The organism is Rhodoplanes sp. Z2-YC6860 (genome assembly GCF_001579845.1).
GTDB lineage: Bacteria > Pseudomonadota > Alphaproteobacteria > Rhizobiales > Xanthobacteraceae > Z2-YC6860.
On sequence record NZ_CP007440.1, the window covers coordinates 6,239,557 to 6,257,431 of the forward strand.

A 17,875-nucleotide genomic window follows, 5' to 3' on the forward strand; every position below is an offset into this window, starting at 1 on the left:
GAGGGCCGGGAGAGGTCGGTGGGCGTGGAAATGGAAACTCGCAAGCTCGGCAACTCCAATATCGAAGTCTCCGTCGTCGGCATCGGCTGCAACAACTTCGGCCGCCGTATCCATGACGTATCCGCCGCTCGCGCCGTGGTCGACCGCGCCATCGATCTCGGCATCACGCTGTTCGACACCGCCGATGTCTACGGCAACGGCACATCGGAGTCCTTCCTGGGCGAGACAATCGGCAAACGCCGCTCCCAGGTGGTGATCGCCACCAAGTTCGGCTGGGGCAGTCCGAGCGGAGCGTCGCGGCGGACCATTGCCCGCACCGTCGAGGCCAGCCTCAAACGGCTGCGCTCCGATTACATCGACCTCTACCAGGTCCATTATCCCGATCCGAACACCCCGATCGAGGAGACGCTGCGCGCGCTCGACGATCTCATTCGCGACGGCAAGGTGCGCGCGATCGGCTGCTCGAACTTCTCGTCCGGCCAGGTTTCGGCCGCGCTCGACACCTCCGCCCGCATCGACAGCGCCGCATTCGTCACCTGCCAGGACGAGTACAGCCTGCTGGTGCGCAAGATCGAGCGCGACCTCATGCCGCTGATGTTGAAGCGCGGGATGACGCTCCTGCCCTACGCCCCGCTTGCGGGCGGATTTCTCAGCGGCAAATATCTTCGCGGCAGGCCATTGCCGAAGGACGCGCGGCTCGCCTACAGCAGTCACCATGCCACGGACGTCATCAACGAGCGCAACTGGAATATGGCGGACAAACTGCGCGACTTCGCAGAACGGACCGGTCGCAGCATGCTCAACATCGCGTTCGGCTGGCTGCTGGCAAGGCCGGTGACGGCGAGCGTGATCGCCGGCGCCATGACGCCGGAGCAAGTCGAGCTGAATGTGCGCGCCGGCAATGCCAGGCTCTCGGCCGATGACGTGGCCGAGCTCGACCGGATTACGAAGTAGGCAGATCGGATGACGAAACCCCGCGCGCTCATCATCGGCGGTTCGGTCGGCGGCCTGTTCGCCGCCAACATGTTCCGCAGCATCGGCTGGGACGCCGACGTGTTCGAGCGCAATTCCGAGGAGCTGACCGGCCGCGGCGCGGGCATCAGCACGCATCCGCAGTTGCACGACGTGACGCGGCGGCTCGGCATCCCGTTCGACGACTCGATGGGCATCCGCGTCAACCAGGTCGTGTTCCTGGATAAGACCGGCCGCATCTACGACAAGCGCGACACCGTGCGCGTGATGAGCTCGTGGGGCCGCGTGTTCCGCTCGTTGCGCGACCGCGTGCCGGACGCGACGTATCACTTGCGCAAATCGCTGGTGCGGATCGAGCAGGACGCAAGCGGCGTCACCGCGACCTTCGCCGACGGCACGCGCGAGCGCGGCGATCTCCTGATCGGCGCCGATGGCGGACGCTCCACGGTGCGCGAGTTGTTCATGCCCGAGCTTCACCCGGAGTACGCCGGTTACGTCGCCTGGCGGGCCAAGCTCGACGAGCGGGACATCCCGGAGCCGATCCGCGCCGAGCTCGTCGCCAACTACACGTATTGCCTGCCGCCGGGCGAACTGTTCCTCGCCTATCCGGTGCCGGGCAGCAACAACGAGACGAAGCCCGGCGAGCGCGCCTACAACATCGTCTGGTACCGGCCGACCACGCCCGAGCAGCTCACGGACTTCTGCACCGACGCTTCGGGGAAGTGCCACGGCACCTCGATCGCACCGCCCTTGCTGCGTCCCGACGTGATCGCTTGGGCCAAGGCGCAGGCGCGCGCGTTGGTGGCCCCTCAAGTGGCCGAGATCTTCGAGCGCGACCCGCGGCCGTTCTTCCAGGCGATCTTCGACATGATCTCGCCGCAGATCGTGTTCGGCCGCGTGGCACTGCTCGGGGACGCTGCGTTCCTAGTTCGGCCGCATCCCGGCGCCGGCACCACCAAATGCGCGATGGACGCCGAGTGTCTTGCCGACGCGATCGCGGCGCACGGCATCGAGCCCGGGCTTGCGCTTTATCAGAAGCGGCAAGGCGCATTCGGCGCGGGTCTGGTGCGGCAGGGCCGCAGCGACGGCTCCTACATCACCGACCAGCACAAGCCGCGCGAGCAGCGCCGCAACAAGGATATCAGCTGGGCCGTCGACGACCTGATGCGCGACCACGACGGCCGCAGCGTCCAGGTGAAGCGGATTTTGGAGGAGAGCCGGAGGGGGTAGCTCCCTCCACCGGTCATTCCGGGGCGGCGCGCAGCGCCGAACCCGGAATCCAGACGCGCAAAGACTTCCTCCAGAACTGGATTCCGGGTTCCGGCCTTCGGCCGGCCCCGGAATGACCGAGAGCTACGGCTTGATCGCCGGTTGCGGCAGCGCGCTCGTGTCGTACACATCCTTCGCCGCGACCTTGCCGTCGGAGCCGGTGTTCTTGGCGATGAGATCGACGCTCTCCGCCATCAGCTTGGCGTCGATGGTGCCGAGTCCCTTTGCTCGCGTGTCGGGCGTCGCCACCAGCGCGTTGACGATGACGATCTCCTGGAACGTCACCTCCGGATCGAGGCCCTTGACGTGCTTCATCACGATGTCGGCGGCCTCCTTCGGGTTGGCGATGGTGTCCTTCCAGCCCTGCAGCGACGCCTTGACGAAGCCCTTCACCTTGTCGGGGTCGGACTTCAGATAATCCTCACGCACAAGGATGCCGTTCGAGTAGAGCGCAAGCCCGCTGTTGGCGAGCAGAAAGATCTGCGCGTCCGCAGCGCCGACCGCCTTCACCACGCCCGGCATCGACATCGCGAAGGTCTCGATCGCCGGGATCTTCTTGGCCGCCAGCAGGCCGACGCGCGCCGCCGGATCGATGTTGGTGTATTTCACCGTCTCGGGCTTCAGCCCCTTCGACTTCATGAAGGCCTCGATCACCTTCTGCGTGAACGAGCCCGCGCCGCTGCCGATCTCGAGGTTCTCGAGCTGCTCGGGCTTGGTGACGTTGGCGCCCGAGCGCAGCGAGAAGATCGCGTACGGCGACTTCTGATAGATCACCGAAACCATCTTCGAGGTCGCGCCGCTGTTGGCGCGCGCTGCGACCAGCCCCGCGACATCGGAGAACGCGAACTGCGCGGCCTTCGACTCCACGCTCTGGATCGCCTGCGCGGTGCCCTGGCTCGGGATGATGGTGACGTCGAGGCCGGCCTGCTTGTAGTAGCCCTTCTCCAGCGCGACGTACCACGCGGCATGACGGCCGAGCGCGCGGAAATCGAGCGCGAAAGTCACCGGCGCGGTCTGCGCCTGCGCTTCGCCCGCGAGCGCCACAAATGCGGCCATCAATGCGGCGGATGCGAGCAGCGAACGAATGCGCATGGCGTGAACTCTCCTTCGGAGGGATATGCGAAAACCGCGATGAGACCTGACGTTTCGGCGGCCATCTTGTCGGAGCGGATGCGTCATCGCAAGCCGCGGGCCGCACTCTCAGCCGTCATTCCGGGGCGCGAGCGAAGCTCGCGAACCCGGAATCCAGTTCAGGAGAAAGTCCCCGCGCGTCTGGATTCCGGGTTCGCGCCTTCGGCGCGCCCCGGAATGACAGTGTGCCCGACCTCTGGACAACGTGCGGTCGAGCGAACACGATTGCGGCAACGAGCAGAAGCAGCGGAGGAAACGAGATGAGCTATCGCGAGGTGAGCGAAATCCGCGACGGCATGCGGATCGACTGGGACATGCCGATCACGATGGACGACGGCATCGTTCTGCGCTGCGACATCTACCGGCCGGTCAAGGAAGGCCGCTACCCGGTGCTGATGACGCTCGGCCCTTACGGCAAGTGGCTGCACTTCGACGATCTCTATCACGAGCAGTGGCAGCGGATGTGCGAGATCCGCCCCGACGTGCCGACCGGCTCGACCAACAAGTACCAGTGCTGGGAGGTGGTCGATCCCGAGAAGTGGGTGCCGGACGGCTACGTCTGCATCCGCGTCGACAGCCGCGGCGCCGGCCGCTCGCCCGGCGTGATCGACATCTGGTCGCTGCAGGAGGCGCTCGATCTCGCGCAATGCGTCGAATGGGCCGGCACGCAGCCCTGGTCGAACGGCAAGGTGGGCCTCGACGGCATCTCGTATTACGCCGAGAACCAGTGGCAGTGCGCGGCGCTGCAGCCGAAGCACCTCGCGGCAATTTGTCTCTGGGAGGGCGCCGCCGACTTCTATCGTGACATGGCGCATCACGGCGGCATCTTCTGCACCTTCGCGCGCGACTGGTCGCGCTCGCAGGTGCTGCCGCTGCAGCACGGCCGCGGCTCGCGCGGCTTCAGGAGCCGCATGACCGGCGACTGGGTGTCGGGACCGCTGGAACTTTCCGAAGAAGAGCTCGGCGCCAACCGCCGCGACTTCTACGAGGACTGCCTCGGCAACAAGCTCGACACCGCGGACTTCTGGCAGACGCGCATGCCGGACTGGTCGAAGGTGAAGGTGCCGCTGCTCTCGACGGCCAACTGGGGCGGCCAGGGCCTGCATCCGCGCGGCAACTTCGAGGGCTTCGTGCGCGCGGCGTCGAAGGAGAAATGGCTCGAAGCCCACGGCCTCGAACACTGGACGCATTTCTATACGGACTACGGCCTCGCCCTGCAGAAGAAGTTCTTCGGCCATTTCCTCAAAGGCGAGAAGACCGGCTGGGACAAGCAGCCCAAGGTGCTGCTGCAGGTGCGCCATCCCGACAAGTTCGTCGAGCGCGCCGAGAAGGAATGGCCGATCAAGCGGACGAAATGGACGAAGTTCTTCCTGGAGCCCTCCGGCTTCTCGATGTCGACCAAGCGTCAGGCGAAGAAGTCGTCGGTCACCTACCAGGGCCTGGGCGACGGCGTCACGTTCCTCACCGAACCGCTGAAGCGCGACACCGAAATCACCGGGCCGATCGCCGCGAAGCTCTGGGTGTCGTCGGCCACGGAAGATGCCGACCTGTTCCTGGTGGTGCGCGCGTTCTCGCCCGACATGAAGGAGATGGTGTTCCAGGGCGCGCTCGATCCGCACACGCCTCTCGCGCAAGGCTGGCTTCGCGTGTCACACCGCAAGCTCGACAAGGCGCTCACCCTGCCCTACCGGCCGTATCACACCCATGACGAAGAGCAGAAGCTCAAGAAGGGCGAGATCGTCGAATGCGACGTCGAGGTCTGGCCGACCTGCATTGTGGTGCCGGCAGGGTTTCGTCTCGCACTGTCGGTGCGCGGCAAGGACTACGTCTATCCGGGCGGCGGCGGCTCGGGCTTGAAGACGCTCGGCTCATTCTCAGGCGTCGGCCCGTTCAAGCACGACGATCCGCGCGACCGCCCGGCGGCGGTGTTCGGCGGCGATGTGACGCTGCACGCAGGGCCGGGGCGGCATGCGTATGTGATGCTGCCGGTGATTCCGGAGGGGTGAGAGCGCGGCAATCGCCCTCTCCCCCCTCGCAGCCCGCGCCTGATCTCGATGTTGCGCAGACGTCACACACATCGCGGTAATGCCCGGCCGCGGCCGTCACCGAAACCTCGCCTGCGCACGTCGGAAAAGAAAAGGCCGCCGCCCGGAGGGCAGCGGCCAAGTGCGGGTATTCGGGAGGAACAACTAAGTCGTAGATTGACCATGCCCGAGCGCCCGGGCCCGATGAAGTGCGTTAGGTCACACTTCGAAAAACAGCGAAAATAGCGCTGTGATTTCAGACGCTTGGAGTCTCCGGAATCTGCCGTCGATCAATGCCGCGGCGAGGCGCCCGCCCGGACTTTCGGCGGCGGCCGTTTCAGACCCAGATGGTCGCGGAGCGTGGTTCCGGAGTAATCGAGCCTGAACAATCCGCGGCGCTGCAGCTCCGGGACGACACGTTCGACAAAGACCTCGAGCGAGCGCGGAAAGTGCGCCGGCAGGATCATGAAACCATCGCCGGCACCGGCGACGAACCATTCCTCCAGGATGTCCGCAACCTGCGTGGCGGTGCCGCACACGGCCCAGTGCCCGCGTGCTGCGGCTGCAACGTTGTACAGGTCGCGGAATGTCATGTGCTCTCGCCGCGCCCGATCCAGCAAGGTCTGCGCGAAGCTTTGCCCGAGATTGGTCGGCGGCAGCTCCGGGATCGGCGCATCCAGGTCATAGCTTGAGACATCGCGGCCGAGCCGCTTGGTGAGAACCGAGCGGACGGTTTGGTCGTTCGCCTTCAGCCACTCCTGCAGCTGCGCGAGTTCTTCGCGCGCCTGCTCGGCGCTGTCCGCGATCATCGGCATGATGCCCGGAAGAATCGCCAGCTCATGCCGCTCGCGCCCGTATTTCGGCAGGCGGGCTTTCAGGTTTTCGTATTTGGCCTTGGCCGACTCGAGGTCGCCGTTGATCGGCGAGAACACCACGTCGGCGATGCGCGCCGAAAGCTCCTGACCGGACTCCGAGCCGCCCGCCTGGATGATGATCGGATGCCCTTGCGGGCACCGCTCGATATTCAGCGCGCCCTTCACCGAATAGAAGCGGCCCTGGTGATCGAGGTCGCGCACCTTGTTCGGATCGACGAAGATCCCGCGCTGCCGGTCCGCGACCAGCGCGCCGTCGTCCCAGGTGTCCCACAAGCCGCGCACCACATCGACGAACTCCTCGGCAATCTCGTAGCGAAGATCATGATCCTTGAGTCTGTCCCCGCCGAAATTGAGAGCGGACGCATCCATCGTGCTGGTGACCACATTCCAGGCAGCGCGCCCATTACTCATGCGGTCGATGGAGGAGAACGTTCGCGCGACGTTATACGGCTCGCTGAAGCTGGTCGAAACCGTCGCGCCCAGGCCGATCTTGCTGGTGACGCGCGACAGGCCCGCAAGCAGCGTCGTCGGTTCGAAACGCGTGATGAATGACGGGTGCAGATCGAGCTGCATCGCCACCGCATCGCCGACGAAAAACAGATCGAACTTGCCGCGTTCGGCCAGCTGTGCGCCGGCCTCGACAAACGACCACTCGCTGTTGCTGAAATTGGCATCCGGCATGCGCCATCCGGCCGAATGGTTTCCGGTGCCGAGCCAGAACAATGCGAGATGCATCTGGCGTTGCTTCGTCATGTCGGCCTGACCTCGACTGCCATTCGCGGAAACAGTCGTCATCCTACTGCACATGATCGCAGCACAGCCATAACCAACCGTGGCTTTACAGGCGCAGAGCACGATGGCAGATTTTCATGAGGGCTTTGGGCGATGAATCTGACCCGCACGTTCGCACAGTCACTCACCATCATCCTGGTGCTGGCCTGCAGCGCCATGGCGGCGTCGGCTCAGACCTACCCCACCCGCACGATTCACCTGCTTCTCGGTCTGCCGCCGGGCGGCGCTGCCGACGTCACCGCCCGCCTGATCGCGCGTGGCCTCGAAGACAAGCTCGGCCAGACCGTCGTGGTCGAGAACAAGCCCGGCTCGGGCGGCAATCTCGTCGGACAACTGGTCGCGAATGCCGCGCCTGACGGCTATACGCTGCTGATCGGACCCGACAGCCTGTTCGTGATCAACCCGCACCTTTACGCGAACATGCCGTTCAATCCGTTCAAGGACCTCATCCCGGTCGCCTCGCTGATCAGCAATTACTATGCGTTCGTGGTCAGCAGCACGCTGCCGGTGAAGACGCTGCCCGATTTCGTCGCGCTGGCGAAGCGTTCGAATCCGCCGCTGCTCTACGCCTCGTTCGGCAACGGCACGCAATCGCATCTCGGCGTCGAGATGCTCAAGCAGATCGCGCAGTTCGATCTCACCCATGTGCCCTATCGCGGCGGGCCGCAAGCCGGCATCGGCGTGGTGAGCGGCGACGCAAGCCTCACGGTCGGCGGCGGCGGCGTCTATCCGCTGATCCAGTCCGGCCAGTTACGTCCGCTCGCCGTGACGAGCCGGGAGCCGATCGATGAATTGCCGGGCGTGCCGAGCGCTTCGGAATTCTATCCGTCGTACGAACTGTCATCGTGGCAGGGGCTGTTCGCGCCGGCCGGAACGCCGCCAGCCGTCATCGAGCGCTTGCGCGCCGCGACCAAGGAGGTCATCGCCGACAAGGCGTTCGACGGAAAGCTTCGCGCGACGCTGTCCGGAAAGTCTTATCAGTCGACGCCCGAGGCCTTCGCCGCGCAGATCAAAAGCGAGAGCGAGAAATACGGCGCGCTGATCAGGACTTTGAACCTCAAGATTCAATAGAAGTCCTGGGCATCGTCAGAAGAGGGGGCGAAGCCTAACGCCGCGCTAGAACGAGATCGGCCATCGCCGCGCTGCTGAGATCGTGCAGACGTTCAAGCAGCTCTCTGGCGCGCAGAATGCCCTGTCGAATTTCATCGGGCTGCTGACTCTTCAGAGCGCAGTCCAATTCGCTCATGACCGTCGGAATGAGAGCAACGTAGTTGCCAACCAGCGCTTTAGCGTCAAACATTGTTTCGCAGCAGTCCCTTCCCCCGGCATGACAATGCCATTGCTCTCTGGGGGTGCGCAATCCTGGAGTGCAATTATCGCTTATAACGCGGTTTGATCGCCGCCACTGACGGCGAGGGATTGCGACCCGACGCCGCTCAATAAAGGGGCTTTGGTTCAGCCCACTTCGAGAATGACACGGCCCCGCTTGATCGTGCCGGCCTCGACCAGGGCGTGCGCCTCGGCGCCGCCTTCGAGCGGCAGAACCTTGCCGACTTTCGGCTTGAGCACGCCCTGCTCGGCAAGCCGGCAGACGGCGTCCAGCAGCGGCCCGCCATTGCCGACCGGAGCATTGCGCACGTCGACTCCGAATTCGGAGCCTCGGTTTTCGATCGGTGCGGCATTCAGATAGATGAGCCGGCCGCCCGGCCTGAGAGCCCGGTATGACCGGCGATGAACGTCGCCGCCGATCAGATCGATGACGACATCCTGATCGCGCACGCTTTCGGAAAAATCGGATTGATCGAACGCGATCACATGATCTGCGCCGAGCGAGCGGACGTAGTCGCAGTCGATCGCGCGACAGGTGGCGGTGACGCGCAGGTGGAGATGGCGCGCGAGCTCGACGCACGCGCCGCCGACCGATCCAGCGGCGCCGTGGATCAGGATCTTCTCGTTTCGTGCGCAGCCACCTGTCTCGACGATGCAGCAATAGGCTGCGACCCCGCCCTGAATCGTGGCTGCGGTTTCAACATGGCTCAGGTTTTCCGGTTTCGACGCGATCTTGGCCGCCGCAACGCAGGCATAGTCGGCGGCGCAGCCGCTGTCGGTGTGCAGCGTGGAGAAGACCACTCCGTCGCCGATTTGATGACCACCGGCCACCTCGGCGCCGAGGCCGGCGATCGTTCCTGAACCGTAACGCCCCAGAATTTTCGGGAACACGACCTGGAAATGCTTTTGCAGGAGCCCTGCGCGGGTCTTGCAATCACCTGCGCCCACGTTCGCGGCGTGGACGCGGACCAGCACCTCTGTCGGCCCGGGCTCGGGCCGCGGCCGCTCGGCCACCTGCAGCACCTCCGGTCCGCCGTAGGCCGAAAATTGCAACGCCCTCACGTTTGTTCCTCTCTCTCTGCATTGCCTCAGGTCGTGCCGTGGACAAAGCCTGCCATGGCTACTGCGGCTGCAGTCCGGAGTCCTTGATGATCTGCTCCGACCACACGCGATCCCTGTTGACGAAGCGGCCGAACTCCTCCGGCGTGCTGGCGACCGGCTCGAGTCCGCGCTCGATCATGTGCTTTTTGCTGAAATCGTCCCGCGCAAAAATCTGCGCGATCTCAACCTGCAGCCGCTGCGTAATCGTTGCCGGCGTGCCCGGAGGCGCGAACAGCCCGAACCAGGACCGTCCGTTGAAGGTCAGCCCCGTGGCCTGTTCGATGGTCGGGATGTCCGGATAAAGCGGCGAGCGCTTCAGGCTGTCGACCATCAACCCATGGAGCTTGCCGCCTTCCAGAAGCTCGCGCAGATTCGCAATTCCATAGAAGCCGACTGGCGTCGCGCCGTTGAGCAGCGAGGTAACCGCTTCGCCGCCGCCACGGAAAGGAACCCGCACCATGTCGATGCCGGCGACGGTCTTCCAGCGTTCGAGAAAGACGCCGGTGGGGACCGCGGCGGTGGCGTAGCTCAGCGTCCCGGGCTTCGCCTTCGACAGCGCGACCAGTTCGGGAATCGTCCTGACGTTGAGCTCCGCGCTCACGACCATCATCTGCGTCAGATAGAAAAACTGGGTGATCGGCACGAAGGCCGTCGGATCGAACGGCAACGTCTTGAACAGGTATTGATTGAACGCCACGGGCTCCGCCGACATCATGCAGACCGTGTAGCCGTCGGGCGCTGCCTCCGCGCAGGCGCGCGCGCCGATGTTGAACGATCCGCCCGGCCTGTTCTCGAGGATGAACGGTTGCCCGATCCGCTTATGCAATTCGTCCGCCAGCACCCACATGAAGATATCGCTGGTGCCGCCGGCACTCGACGACATGATCACCCGGACCGGTTTGGATGGATAGTTCTGTGCTTGCGCCGTCGTGAAGCCCGCGCCAAAGACCACAGTGAGCGCGATAGCGGCGATGCCCCATTTCATCCGCGAAGCTCCAAAACAAATTAAGACGCCATCACACAAAAATCCGCGCTGGCGCTCAAGAGCATCCGGCGATTTGATCGCCCGCTGAACCCGACAACTCACCCTCCCCACTTTGCCTTGCGAAGGCCTCCCATTTCAAACGCAATGGTTGCATCTCTTAAAAATACAAACTAGCGTTATGCCGGGGGCCTGAGGGGGATTAATGGTCCTGTGGGTACACGTAACGCGGAATTCCGCGGTGCTTTTGCATGCTCTTTTTCTTGTCGGATGTGCGAGCACCCAACTCAACTTCAACACCTTGGATCTTGCATCAACGACAAACGATCTCGTGACACAGCAAGTTCTTTATAATTTCGCGAGCTTCATCGACAATCCTGCGGCCGTACCGGCCCAGGTAACCGTATCGTCAGGCAACGCCACCACTTCAAATTCAATCACCCCGAATCTAACCCTGCCCTTGAGCAAGAGCTTGAGCGCATCAAATATTACTGTTCTCAATCCAACCTTCGGCAATGCAACCGCCGCAAAATCCCTGCAGCTTTCCGCTTCAGATTCTTGGAACCAAAGCTGGTCGTTTGCCCCGGTGACCGATCCAGAACGCATGAAGCGCCTACAAGCTTTGTACAGGTACGCGGTGGAGTGGTCCGAAGAGTCGGACGGGGTCGCGCAGTTCTTAGAGAACTTTCCTCCCGTGCAACGGAGCGTTTCTGTCTCGACGCCTCGTTGTCTGGTGGATGCCGGTGGCAACAACATTCCTTTTGATCCGACGAAGCCAGGCTCTCCTCCGCCGAAGGATTCGGATTCAACTGTATGTGCGACGGCAGGCGGCACGACCCAAAGCACGATATCTCATGGCGCAACCACCGAGAGCTACACCAATCAAGCCGACGATCCGTACTATCTGAGAAATAAAGGCTGCATCGTGTGTGTGCGATATTCCAAGACGACACATCGCAGGTACAGAACCATCAATGAAAATTTAGAAGGTGCGTGGCTGCGCTGGGAGGATGTCGCAGGTTCACAGCCCAATCCGGTTCGTGCTCCGTTGCCCGACGACGTGCTTTTGGGACATGCTGGTCACTATAAATTTTATACGAGCCGAAAGACTGCCCAGAAATTTGTGAACTTCACTGTCGCGACCCTCTCGGCGATGGCGCAAGCAGGATCGACCGCGGCGACAGCGAGCAGCAGCGCATCGAGCGGTGGCGGCACGGCGAAAGCCACATTGATTGCTCCGGATGGGACGGCTCCGTCTATCCTGCTCGTCCCGCAATAGAAGCTAAGAGGCATCCGCGGTGATCTCGGCTATGCAAGCGCGCGGAGCACGTTGCCCGCGCGCTTCACGCTTCCGGGTTGCCGTTTGCCTGCACCAATCCGCCCGATCACGGCAGAGTTGGGCGATCTTCTCATTCGTCGGGTGGTTTCTTCTTGAGGACCTGCCGGACGGCCAACCCAAACGTCGTCCGTGCGAGTTCCGGCTTGACTTTCAAGCCGGATATTGTTCTCTATTCGTTCTTATCGTAGGCGGCCAACTTAATCGAGCTCACCCCCTTATGAATCAGCAGTTACGGGCGTATCTCGATGAGCAGGCCAAGGCCACGGATGACGACGTGCACCAGGCCATCGAGCTTGCCGGTGGGGATGTGGTCCACGCGCTTCGCATCACGCTGATCGCCAACCAGTTCCTCGTCGAGGAGAACGAGCGGCTGAAGGCGCAGATCTCCAAAGGGTTCACCCGTGGCAAACGGCCCTGACAACGAAGAAGCCTTCCTCAATTGGCTCGACATGTATCATGACCGCCTCACCTCGGTGACCGGGGTTGTCATAGACACGTGGGATGGCTGCAGCGCGTCCGACGAACATCACGAAATTCTCTGGAGGCTTTATCTGAGCGGCGCTGATGCCGTTGAGTCAGCGGACGAAGAACTGAAAAGCTGGCCGCCGGAGCAACGCGCAAACAACCAGAGCGCGGAGGAATTCCGCAAGGAATGGCACGAAGCCAAGGCCGGTGCCGGCGAATTCCTGGATGCGCACCCAAAGCATCGCTGACGCATCGAAGAGAACGCGCTCTCGTCGATGCTTCCGCGCCGCAGTCCTGCACGGTCCCCATCTGGACGCTACTCGCTGGACGCTACTCGCCGGCCGGCTCGGCCCCAGCCTTCAGACATGAGATCACGGCATCCATTTCCGGGCCATCGAGATCGCGGTTGAGCCGAATCCCGACGTGCATCGGCGGCAACTTCGGCAGGAAATGATCGCGGCGGATTTTCAGGTCTTTCGGGACGCCTCTCACCGGCACAACGGCACAGCCCAGACCCGCCGTAACGGCTTCAAGCTGGCTGGGAAGATCGGAAGCCACAACCGCCACTTCATAACGCAGCGGGGACTGATTGAGCGCTCGCAACGCAATGTCCTGAAGAGGCGAGCCCGGCCAGCTGACGAAAGGGAGGACCGGACTGAGAGCGAGTTCTTGCGCGGACACCCACGCGACCGGATCCGTCCAGCTCGCTTCGGCATCCGGCCACGGGTCGGATGAAAGATCGAGAATGATATCGAGTTGGCCTGCCTCGAACCGCTTGCGAAGCGTCGGGATGCTGTCGCAGTAGAAGTGCACATCGAGATTGGCCTTCTTGCAGTGCCGCAGAATCCCGCGAAGGAGCGAGCCTCCGTGCAGCGTGGGAAGCCCGAGCCGGATGCCGGTGGATTTGGAGATCAATTCGTCGTTGAGCGCCAGGATCCGTCTGGCGCGTTCGCTGGCGAAATTCCCCCTCTCGGTGAGCGTGACATTCGTCACGCCTTTGACGAACAGTTCGTCTCCCAGGAGCCTTTGCAGGCGCTTCACCTGGGCGCTGATGGCAGATTGGGTCAATCCGAGAACGGTTGCGGCTTTCGTGAAGCTCCCCGTGTCGAGGATGGTCACGAATGAGCGAAGCACCTCGATCGGAATGTTCTCCGACTCGTAACGTCGCTGCATCCGGTGTCTCCCGATGCGGGATACTGACCGCGGTTCCAGCGTTGTAAATCATCATTTCGTCACCGCTTCAGGACTTTGCAAAAAATCGAGTTTTTAATGACCTATGAATTTCATGAGTCGTGAAATGCAACGAATGGGACCTGTCACGCCGACATCACCGTGTTATCGACGCACGTATTTGTTCCTTATAAGTTCTGATTTGCCTCGTTCACTGAGGGCGTCATCTAGAGACGTCTATTTGGCGGAGCGGGGTGTGGCGCCTGCAGGCGTGGCTCGTGACCACGTCCCAGGGTGTGAGGTCATTGTCCGTCCCCGATGAGGGGGCCGCCTTCAGTGGCAGGGCGCGGTCGGGTGAAAGCGGGCGCAAATGCCCCCTGGAGCATGGTGGGTGAAAGCCCAGCCGGTCCGATCGAATCTCGAACGGTGGCCTCGCAATAAATCGCCACAAGTGGAGCGCCGGGAGGCGAGCGGACCTGATCGCAAAGGTCCGCGGGCGCCCTCGCAAAGCGCCCAGATATCTGCGCCGTCTCGGCGCTCCGCTCCCTCACTCTGTGAGGGGAAGGAAAAAGAGAGAGGCGCTGGCCCCGCGCCGAATGATAAGGGGCCGATGAATCACGCTTGTACCATTGCTGAGACGACGCGCGCGAGCGCGGGCTGTTTGAAAATTGAATCAGAATATGAAGCCGAACTGGTGCAGCACGCCCCCTGGAGGGGCAGGGCAATCGCATATGACGCGCTGGTGCGATTTGGTCCCCTCTCCCGCTTGCGGGAGAGGGTCCCGAGCGAATGCGAGGGGGGAGAGGGCTGCCAGACAGAAAGAGCCCTCTCCCGGCTCGCCTACGCTCGCGGTGACAAACTCACTCCGCGGCCTGCTTGCCCTTGTCCGGCACGCCGTAGCTCGCCATCAGCCCGTCCACCAATCCGTTGAACGCCGCCCAGTCGGTCTCGCGATACGAATGGTTGCGGATGATGAACGACGCCCCCGCATAGAATTTCTCGTATTGCAGATGGCGGCCGGCGAACTCCGAGCCGGTCATATCCCAGGCCAGCTTGAACAGCTTCATGCGCGTCAGGGAATCCGCCTGCGGCGTCTGCCAATAGGTGTCGAACTCTCTCGCCAGTTCCGGATTGTCCAGCACCGACACATCGGCCGGCATCTGGAACACGCCGCCGCCGCACAGCGTGCGCAATTCGTCGATGAAGCGGCTGTAGTTCTGCGTGCACCATTCGAGGCCCGCATACATGATGCGGCGGTTGAAGCAGACGTATCCTTCGGGCCAGCGCTCGAAGGCGTTGATCTGGCCGTGCACCAGGCCCGCAATGGTCGCCTCTATCGCCGCCATCTCGCCGAGCTTCTCGCGCACTGCCGGCACCTGATCGGCGCCGGTCGCGTTGGCAATGCGGCTGCAAAGCCCGAGCAGCAGCCGCATCTTGGCCCAGTAGCGCACGTTGGACTGGTGATTGCCGAAGGCGTGGCTCGGCGACTTCACGTAGATGTCGCGGGCGAGCAGCGCATCGTCGTGCACGAACACCTTCTTCCAGGGCACCTTCACTTCGTTGCACATCAGCATGCTGTCGCTTTCGTCGTAGCGCCACGCCAAGGGCGAATCGAACTCCGAGGTGAGCCCGACCGCGGCGGGCTTGCGCGACCACAGCGTCAGGCCCGGCGCGTTGCATGGGATCGCGCAGGTGATCGCCTCCTTCTTCTGGTCGGGCGCAAGCGGAATGACGTTGCCGATCCAGATCTCATTGGCGTAGAGCGCGCCGGTCGCGAGCATCTTCATGCCGGAGATCACGACGCCGTCGTCATCCTCGCGGACAACGCGCAGGCTCGGCACCGGGATGTTCTTCTTGACGTAGAACTCCGGATTGCGCGCGGCCTGCGGCGGCAGCACCGCATAGACCACGTAGACGTCGTTGTCGCGGATGTGGCGGTGATAGTTGAGGAGATTGTCGGCAAACGCATGGGGCGCGGGCAGCGCGGACGGGTTCATCGCCATGCCGGTGACGAACGAGGCGACGTGATCCGGCGAGCGGCCGAACATGCCGTAGGTGAATTCGGCAATCTTCTTGTGGCCCTCCATCCGGCGCTGCAGGTCGTCGCGCGTCTTGGGCCGCATGAAATAGATCGAGTGGCGGTGGCCCTCCTCCTCGTAGGTCAGGATGTCGCGGTTGGCCGGATCGGCTTTCAGGTCATAGAGGCCCGCGACCGTGCGCGCCGCCTCGCGGAACCAGGGATGGCGGGTGACGTCGTCGATACGCTCGCCGCCGACATAGACCACGCGGCCGTCGCGCAGCGATTCCAAATGCTCCTTGCCGGTACGCAGCATGACACCAACTCCTCGTTAGAATTCGTCCTCGTGCGAACGATCGGGACTGCCCGGCTGCCGGGCGATCCAATCCAGGGTCGCTTGCGAGTTGCGCATGAATCTCGCCTGGAAGTTCGCGACAGCGCGATACTCCTCGCGGCCGACACCATCGAAAAGCCGGTCGTTGACGGCGGCGATGAATTCGAAAGCCTGCAGCAGCTTCTTGCGCCCGGCCGGCGTGAGCTTCACCAGCACGCCGCGCCCGTCGTTCGGATTCTGGGCCTTGCGCACGAAGCCTCCGGCGACGAGCTTGCCAATGATGCCGGTGACATGCGGACCGGTGACTTCGAGATACTCGGCGAGCGCGCCGATCGAGACTCCGCTCGTGCCCTGCAGGTGCAGCACCGACATCAGCATGTGATATTGCGTGCCGCTGACGCCGACGCGCCCGGCGATGCCTTCGCGGATCGCGTCGAGCCGCGCTTGTCCGATCAGCATCCGGTGGATGAGGCGGCGGAATTCGCGGTCGGTGCCATCGAGAAGGACTTCGGGACGCGTGACGCTGAGCGGCAGGCTCTCGCGGGCTTCAGCCGCATCCGCCGCTACGGTCGCTGGACGCTTGAGGCGCACCATCGCCATTTTTCGTCTCCAGATACATCACATACTTACCTAAGTTAGTTATGTAGTCAATCGCCGGAAATGGCATTTTTCCTGCATTCTTGCCCTGCGCTTTCCGACAATTGGCATGTCGAGCCAGGCGCTCTACGGTTGGGTCGCAGGCCATTTCCAGCACGACGGGACAAAAGCACCGATGACCGACTCACTTGGTTTCCGCCGCAAATTCGCGGTGATCGCGCCCTCCACCAACACCTCGGTGCAGCCCGAATTCGACGCCATGGCGCCGCGCGGCGTCACCAATCATTTCGGGCGCATCTCGATCCCGAACGATCCGATCCACAACGACGACGATTTCAACCAATTGATGGTCAACATCCGCACGTCGATGATGGAAACCGTCGACCGGGTGATGACCTGCGAGCCCGACTACCTGGTCATGGGCATGTCATCGGAGACGTTCTGGGACGGCCTCGAAGGCAGCCAGATCCTGCAGAAGCGGGTCGAGGAGCGCGCCGGCGTCAAGGTCTGCATGGGCTCGGATGCCTCGCAGCAGGCGTTGAAGCTCTACGGCGCGAAGCGGCTCGGCGTGATCACGCCGTACATGCCGGTCGGCGACGGCCAGGTGCGGCGCTTCTTCGAGGACTGCGGCTTCGAGATCGTGCGGCTGAAGGGGCTGAAGTGCCAGAGCCCGGTCAAGATCGCGCATGTGTCGGAGCAGGAACTGCGCGACGCCATCATCGAGGTGAACGGGCCCGACGTCGACGCCATCATCCAGGTCGGCACCAATCTGGCGATGGCGCGGCTTGCCGGCATCGCCGAGTTCTGGCTCGACAAGCCGGTGCTGGCGATCAACACCTGCATCTACTGGTGGGCGCTGCGCCAGAACGGCATCAAGGACCCGATCGACGGGTTCGGGTCACTGCTGTTGAAGCACTAGGGCCGCAGTCGTTTCCGACGCGACTATGCTCTATCTCCGTCACCCTGAGGCGCGAGCGTAACGAGCCTCGAAGGGCGACGGCCCGGGACAGCGTGGCCGCATCCTTCGAGGCTCGCCCTGCGGGCGAGCACCTCAGGATGACGGATCGAGAGCCCGTGAGGCCCTTACTCCGGCACGAAGTAGTGCGTCTCGAGAAGCAGGCAGCCGTTCTTGGACGTGAACGGGCCGTGATAGACGCCCGGCGGGCGCACGCAGTAGGTCGGGCCGGTGAAGGACTCGCCGCCCTTGCCCTGGGCGTCGCTGCCGCAGACCAGATCGCCCGACACCAGGTACACCTCTTCCCAGTATTCGTGCACGAACGGCACGGTCGAGAATGCGCCCGGCTCGATCTTCAGGATGCGGGTGCGGTTGCCGACCTTGTTCTTCTCGTCGAGCGAGCCCGCCAGAATCTTCTCGGAAAAGCCCCAGGGATAGCCTGGCACCGTATGAAAGCCCTCCTTCATATTGATGGCCTCAAACTCCTGGTGACCCTTATTGTAACCCATGGTGGACTCCTTGC

Annotated in this window: 17 protein-coding genes; 8 read left to right on the plus strand and 9 right to left on the minus strand. The window is 63.1% G+C overall.

Annotated elements, in window-relative coordinates; genetic code table 11:
* The first annotated feature begins 30 nt into the window (after positions 1–30).
* The gene (locus RHPLAN_RS29195; RefSeq protein ID WP_068025774.1) at positions 31–954 is read left to right on the plus strand and encodes an aldo/keto reductase; all 924 of its coding nucleotides are present in this window, start codon (positions 31–33) and stop codon (positions 952–954) included.
* A 9-nt stretch (positions 955–963) separates the two neighbouring features.
* The gene (locus tag RHPLAN_RS29200; RefSeq protein WP_068025775.1) at positions 964–2,202 is read left to right on the plus strand and encodes an FAD binding domain-containing protein; all 1,239 of its coding nucleotides are present in this window, start codon (positions 964–966) and stop codon (positions 2,200–2,202) included.
* 123 nt (positions 2,203–2,325) lie between these two features.
* Here the strand turns inward: RHPLAN_RS29200 and RHPLAN_RS29205 are convergent, their stop codons facing one another.
* Positions 2,326–3,333, minus strand: a complete 1,008-nt coding sequence (locus tag RHPLAN_RS29205; RefSeq protein WP_068025778.1) for an ABC transporter substrate-binding protein — start codon at positions 3,331–3,333, stop codon at positions 2,326–2,328.
* A 299-nt stretch (positions 3,334–3,632) separates the two neighbouring features.
* Between RHPLAN_RS29205 and RHPLAN_RS29210 the strand changes: the two genes are divergently transcribed.
* Positions 3,633–5,378: a CocE/NonD family hydrolase gene (locus RHPLAN_RS29210; protein WP_237179934.1), complete on the plus strand. Its 1,746-nt coding sequence runs from the start codon at positions 3,633–3,635 to the stop codon at positions 5,376–5,378.
* A 308-nt stretch (positions 5,379–5,686) separates the two neighbouring features.
* On the opposite strand, the gene RHPLAN_RS29215 is transcribed toward RHPLAN_RS29210, so the two are convergent.
* Positions 5,687–7,126: an LLM class flavin-dependent oxidoreductase gene (locus RHPLAN_RS29215; protein WP_335341032.1), complete on the minus strand. Its 1,440-nt coding sequence runs from the start codon at positions 7,124–7,126 to the stop codon at positions 5,687–5,689.
* 30 nt (positions 7,127–7,156) lie between these two features.
* Here RHPLAN_RS29215 and RHPLAN_RS29220 point away from each other — a divergent pair, with 30 nt between their 5' ends.
* Positions 7,157–8,134, plus strand: a complete 978-nt coding sequence (locus RHPLAN_RS29220) for a Bug family tripartite tricarboxylate transporter substrate binding protein (protein WP_068025782.1) — start codon at positions 7,157–7,159, stop codon at positions 8,132–8,134.
* Between the two features lie 34 nt (positions 8,135–8,168).
* On the opposite strand, the gene RHPLAN_RS29225 is transcribed toward RHPLAN_RS29220, so the two are convergent.
* From RHPLAN_RS29225 to RHPLAN_RS29235, 3 genes are all read right to left on the minus strand, one after another.
* Positions 8,169–8,363, minus strand: a complete 195-nt coding sequence (locus RHPLAN_RS29225; protein WP_068025784.1) for a hypothetical protein — start codon at positions 8,361–8,363, stop codon at positions 8,169–8,171.
* A gap of 155 nt (positions 8,364–8,518) precedes the next feature.
* Entirely contained in the window at positions 8,519–9,406 is an 888-nt protein-coding gene (locus tag RHPLAN_RS29230; protein ID WP_157100573.1) for an NADP-dependent oxidoreductase, read from the minus strand.
* Positions 9,407–9,512: 106 nt separating this feature from the next.
* Positions 9,513–10,478 carry a Bug family tripartite tricarboxylate transporter substrate binding protein gene (locus tag RHPLAN_RS29235; RefSeq protein ID WP_068025790.1) on the minus strand — a complete coding sequence of 322 codons (966 nt, stop codon included), beginning with the start codon at positions 10,476–10,478 and terminating at the stop codon, positions 9,513–9,515.
* 238 nt (positions 10,479–10,716) lie between these two features.
* On the opposite strand from RHPLAN_RS29235, the gene RHPLAN_RS39820 reads away from it, so the two are divergent.
* From RHPLAN_RS39820 to RHPLAN_RS29250, 3 genes are all read left to right on the plus strand, one after another.
* A complete protein-coding gene (locus tag RHPLAN_RS39820; protein WP_157100574.1) occupies positions 10,717–11,754 on the plus strand; it encodes a hypothetical protein in 1,038 nt (345 codons plus the stop codon).
* A gap of 277 nt (positions 11,755–12,031) precedes the next feature.
* Positions 12,032–12,232: a hypothetical protein gene (locus RHPLAN_RS29245; RefSeq protein WP_068025801.1), complete on the plus strand. Its 201-nt coding sequence runs from the start codon at positions 12,032–12,034 to the stop codon at positions 12,230–12,232.
* A complete protein-coding gene (locus tag RHPLAN_RS29250) occupies positions 12,216–12,527 on the plus strand; it encodes a hypothetical protein (protein WP_068025803.1) in 312 nt (103 codons plus the stop codon). Before RHPLAN_RS29245 ends, RHPLAN_RS29250 begins: the two co-directional genes overlap by 17 nt.
* Before the next feature lie 82 nt (positions 12,528–12,609).
* Here the strand turns inward: RHPLAN_RS29250 and RHPLAN_RS29255 are convergent, their stop codons facing one another.
* From RHPLAN_RS29255 to RHPLAN_RS29265, 3 genes are all read right to left on the minus strand, one after another.
* A complete protein-coding gene (locus tag RHPLAN_RS29255; RefSeq protein WP_068025805.1) occupies positions 12,610–13,452 on the minus strand; it encodes a LysR family transcriptional regulator in 843 nt (280 codons plus the stop codon).
* An 857-nt stretch (positions 13,453–14,309) separates the two neighbouring features.
* On the minus strand, positions 14,310–15,782 hold the full coding sequence (locus tag RHPLAN_RS29260; protein WP_068025809.1) for a 4-hydroxyphenylacetate 3-hydroxylase family protein: 1,473 nt from the start codon (positions 15,780–15,782) through the stop codon (positions 14,310–14,312).
* A 15-nt stretch (positions 15,783–15,797) separates the two neighbouring features.
* Positions 15,798–16,400, minus strand: coding sequence for a MarR family winged helix-turn-helix transcriptional regulator (locus RHPLAN_RS29265; protein WP_084245832.1), 603 nt, complete (start codon positions 16,398–16,400; stop codon positions 15,798–15,800).
* 172 nt (positions 16,401–16,572) lie between these two features.
* Here RHPLAN_RS29265 and RHPLAN_RS29270 point away from each other — a divergent pair, with 172 nt between their 5' ends.
* Complete coding sequence (locus RHPLAN_RS29270; protein ID WP_068032001.1) at positions 16,573–17,316, plus strand: maleate cis-trans isomerase family protein; 744 nt, start codon at positions 16,573–16,575, stop codon at positions 17,314–17,316.
* Between the two features lie 164 nt (positions 17,317–17,480).
* On the opposite strand, the gene RHPLAN_RS29275 is transcribed toward RHPLAN_RS29270, so the two are convergent.
* Positions 17,481–17,861 carry a cupin domain-containing protein gene (locus RHPLAN_RS29275; protein ID WP_068032004.1) on the minus strand — a complete coding sequence of 127 codons (381 nt, stop codon included), beginning with the start codon at positions 17,859–17,861 and terminating at the stop codon, positions 17,481–17,483.
* Between the last annotated feature and the right edge of the window lie 14 nt (positions 17,862–17,875).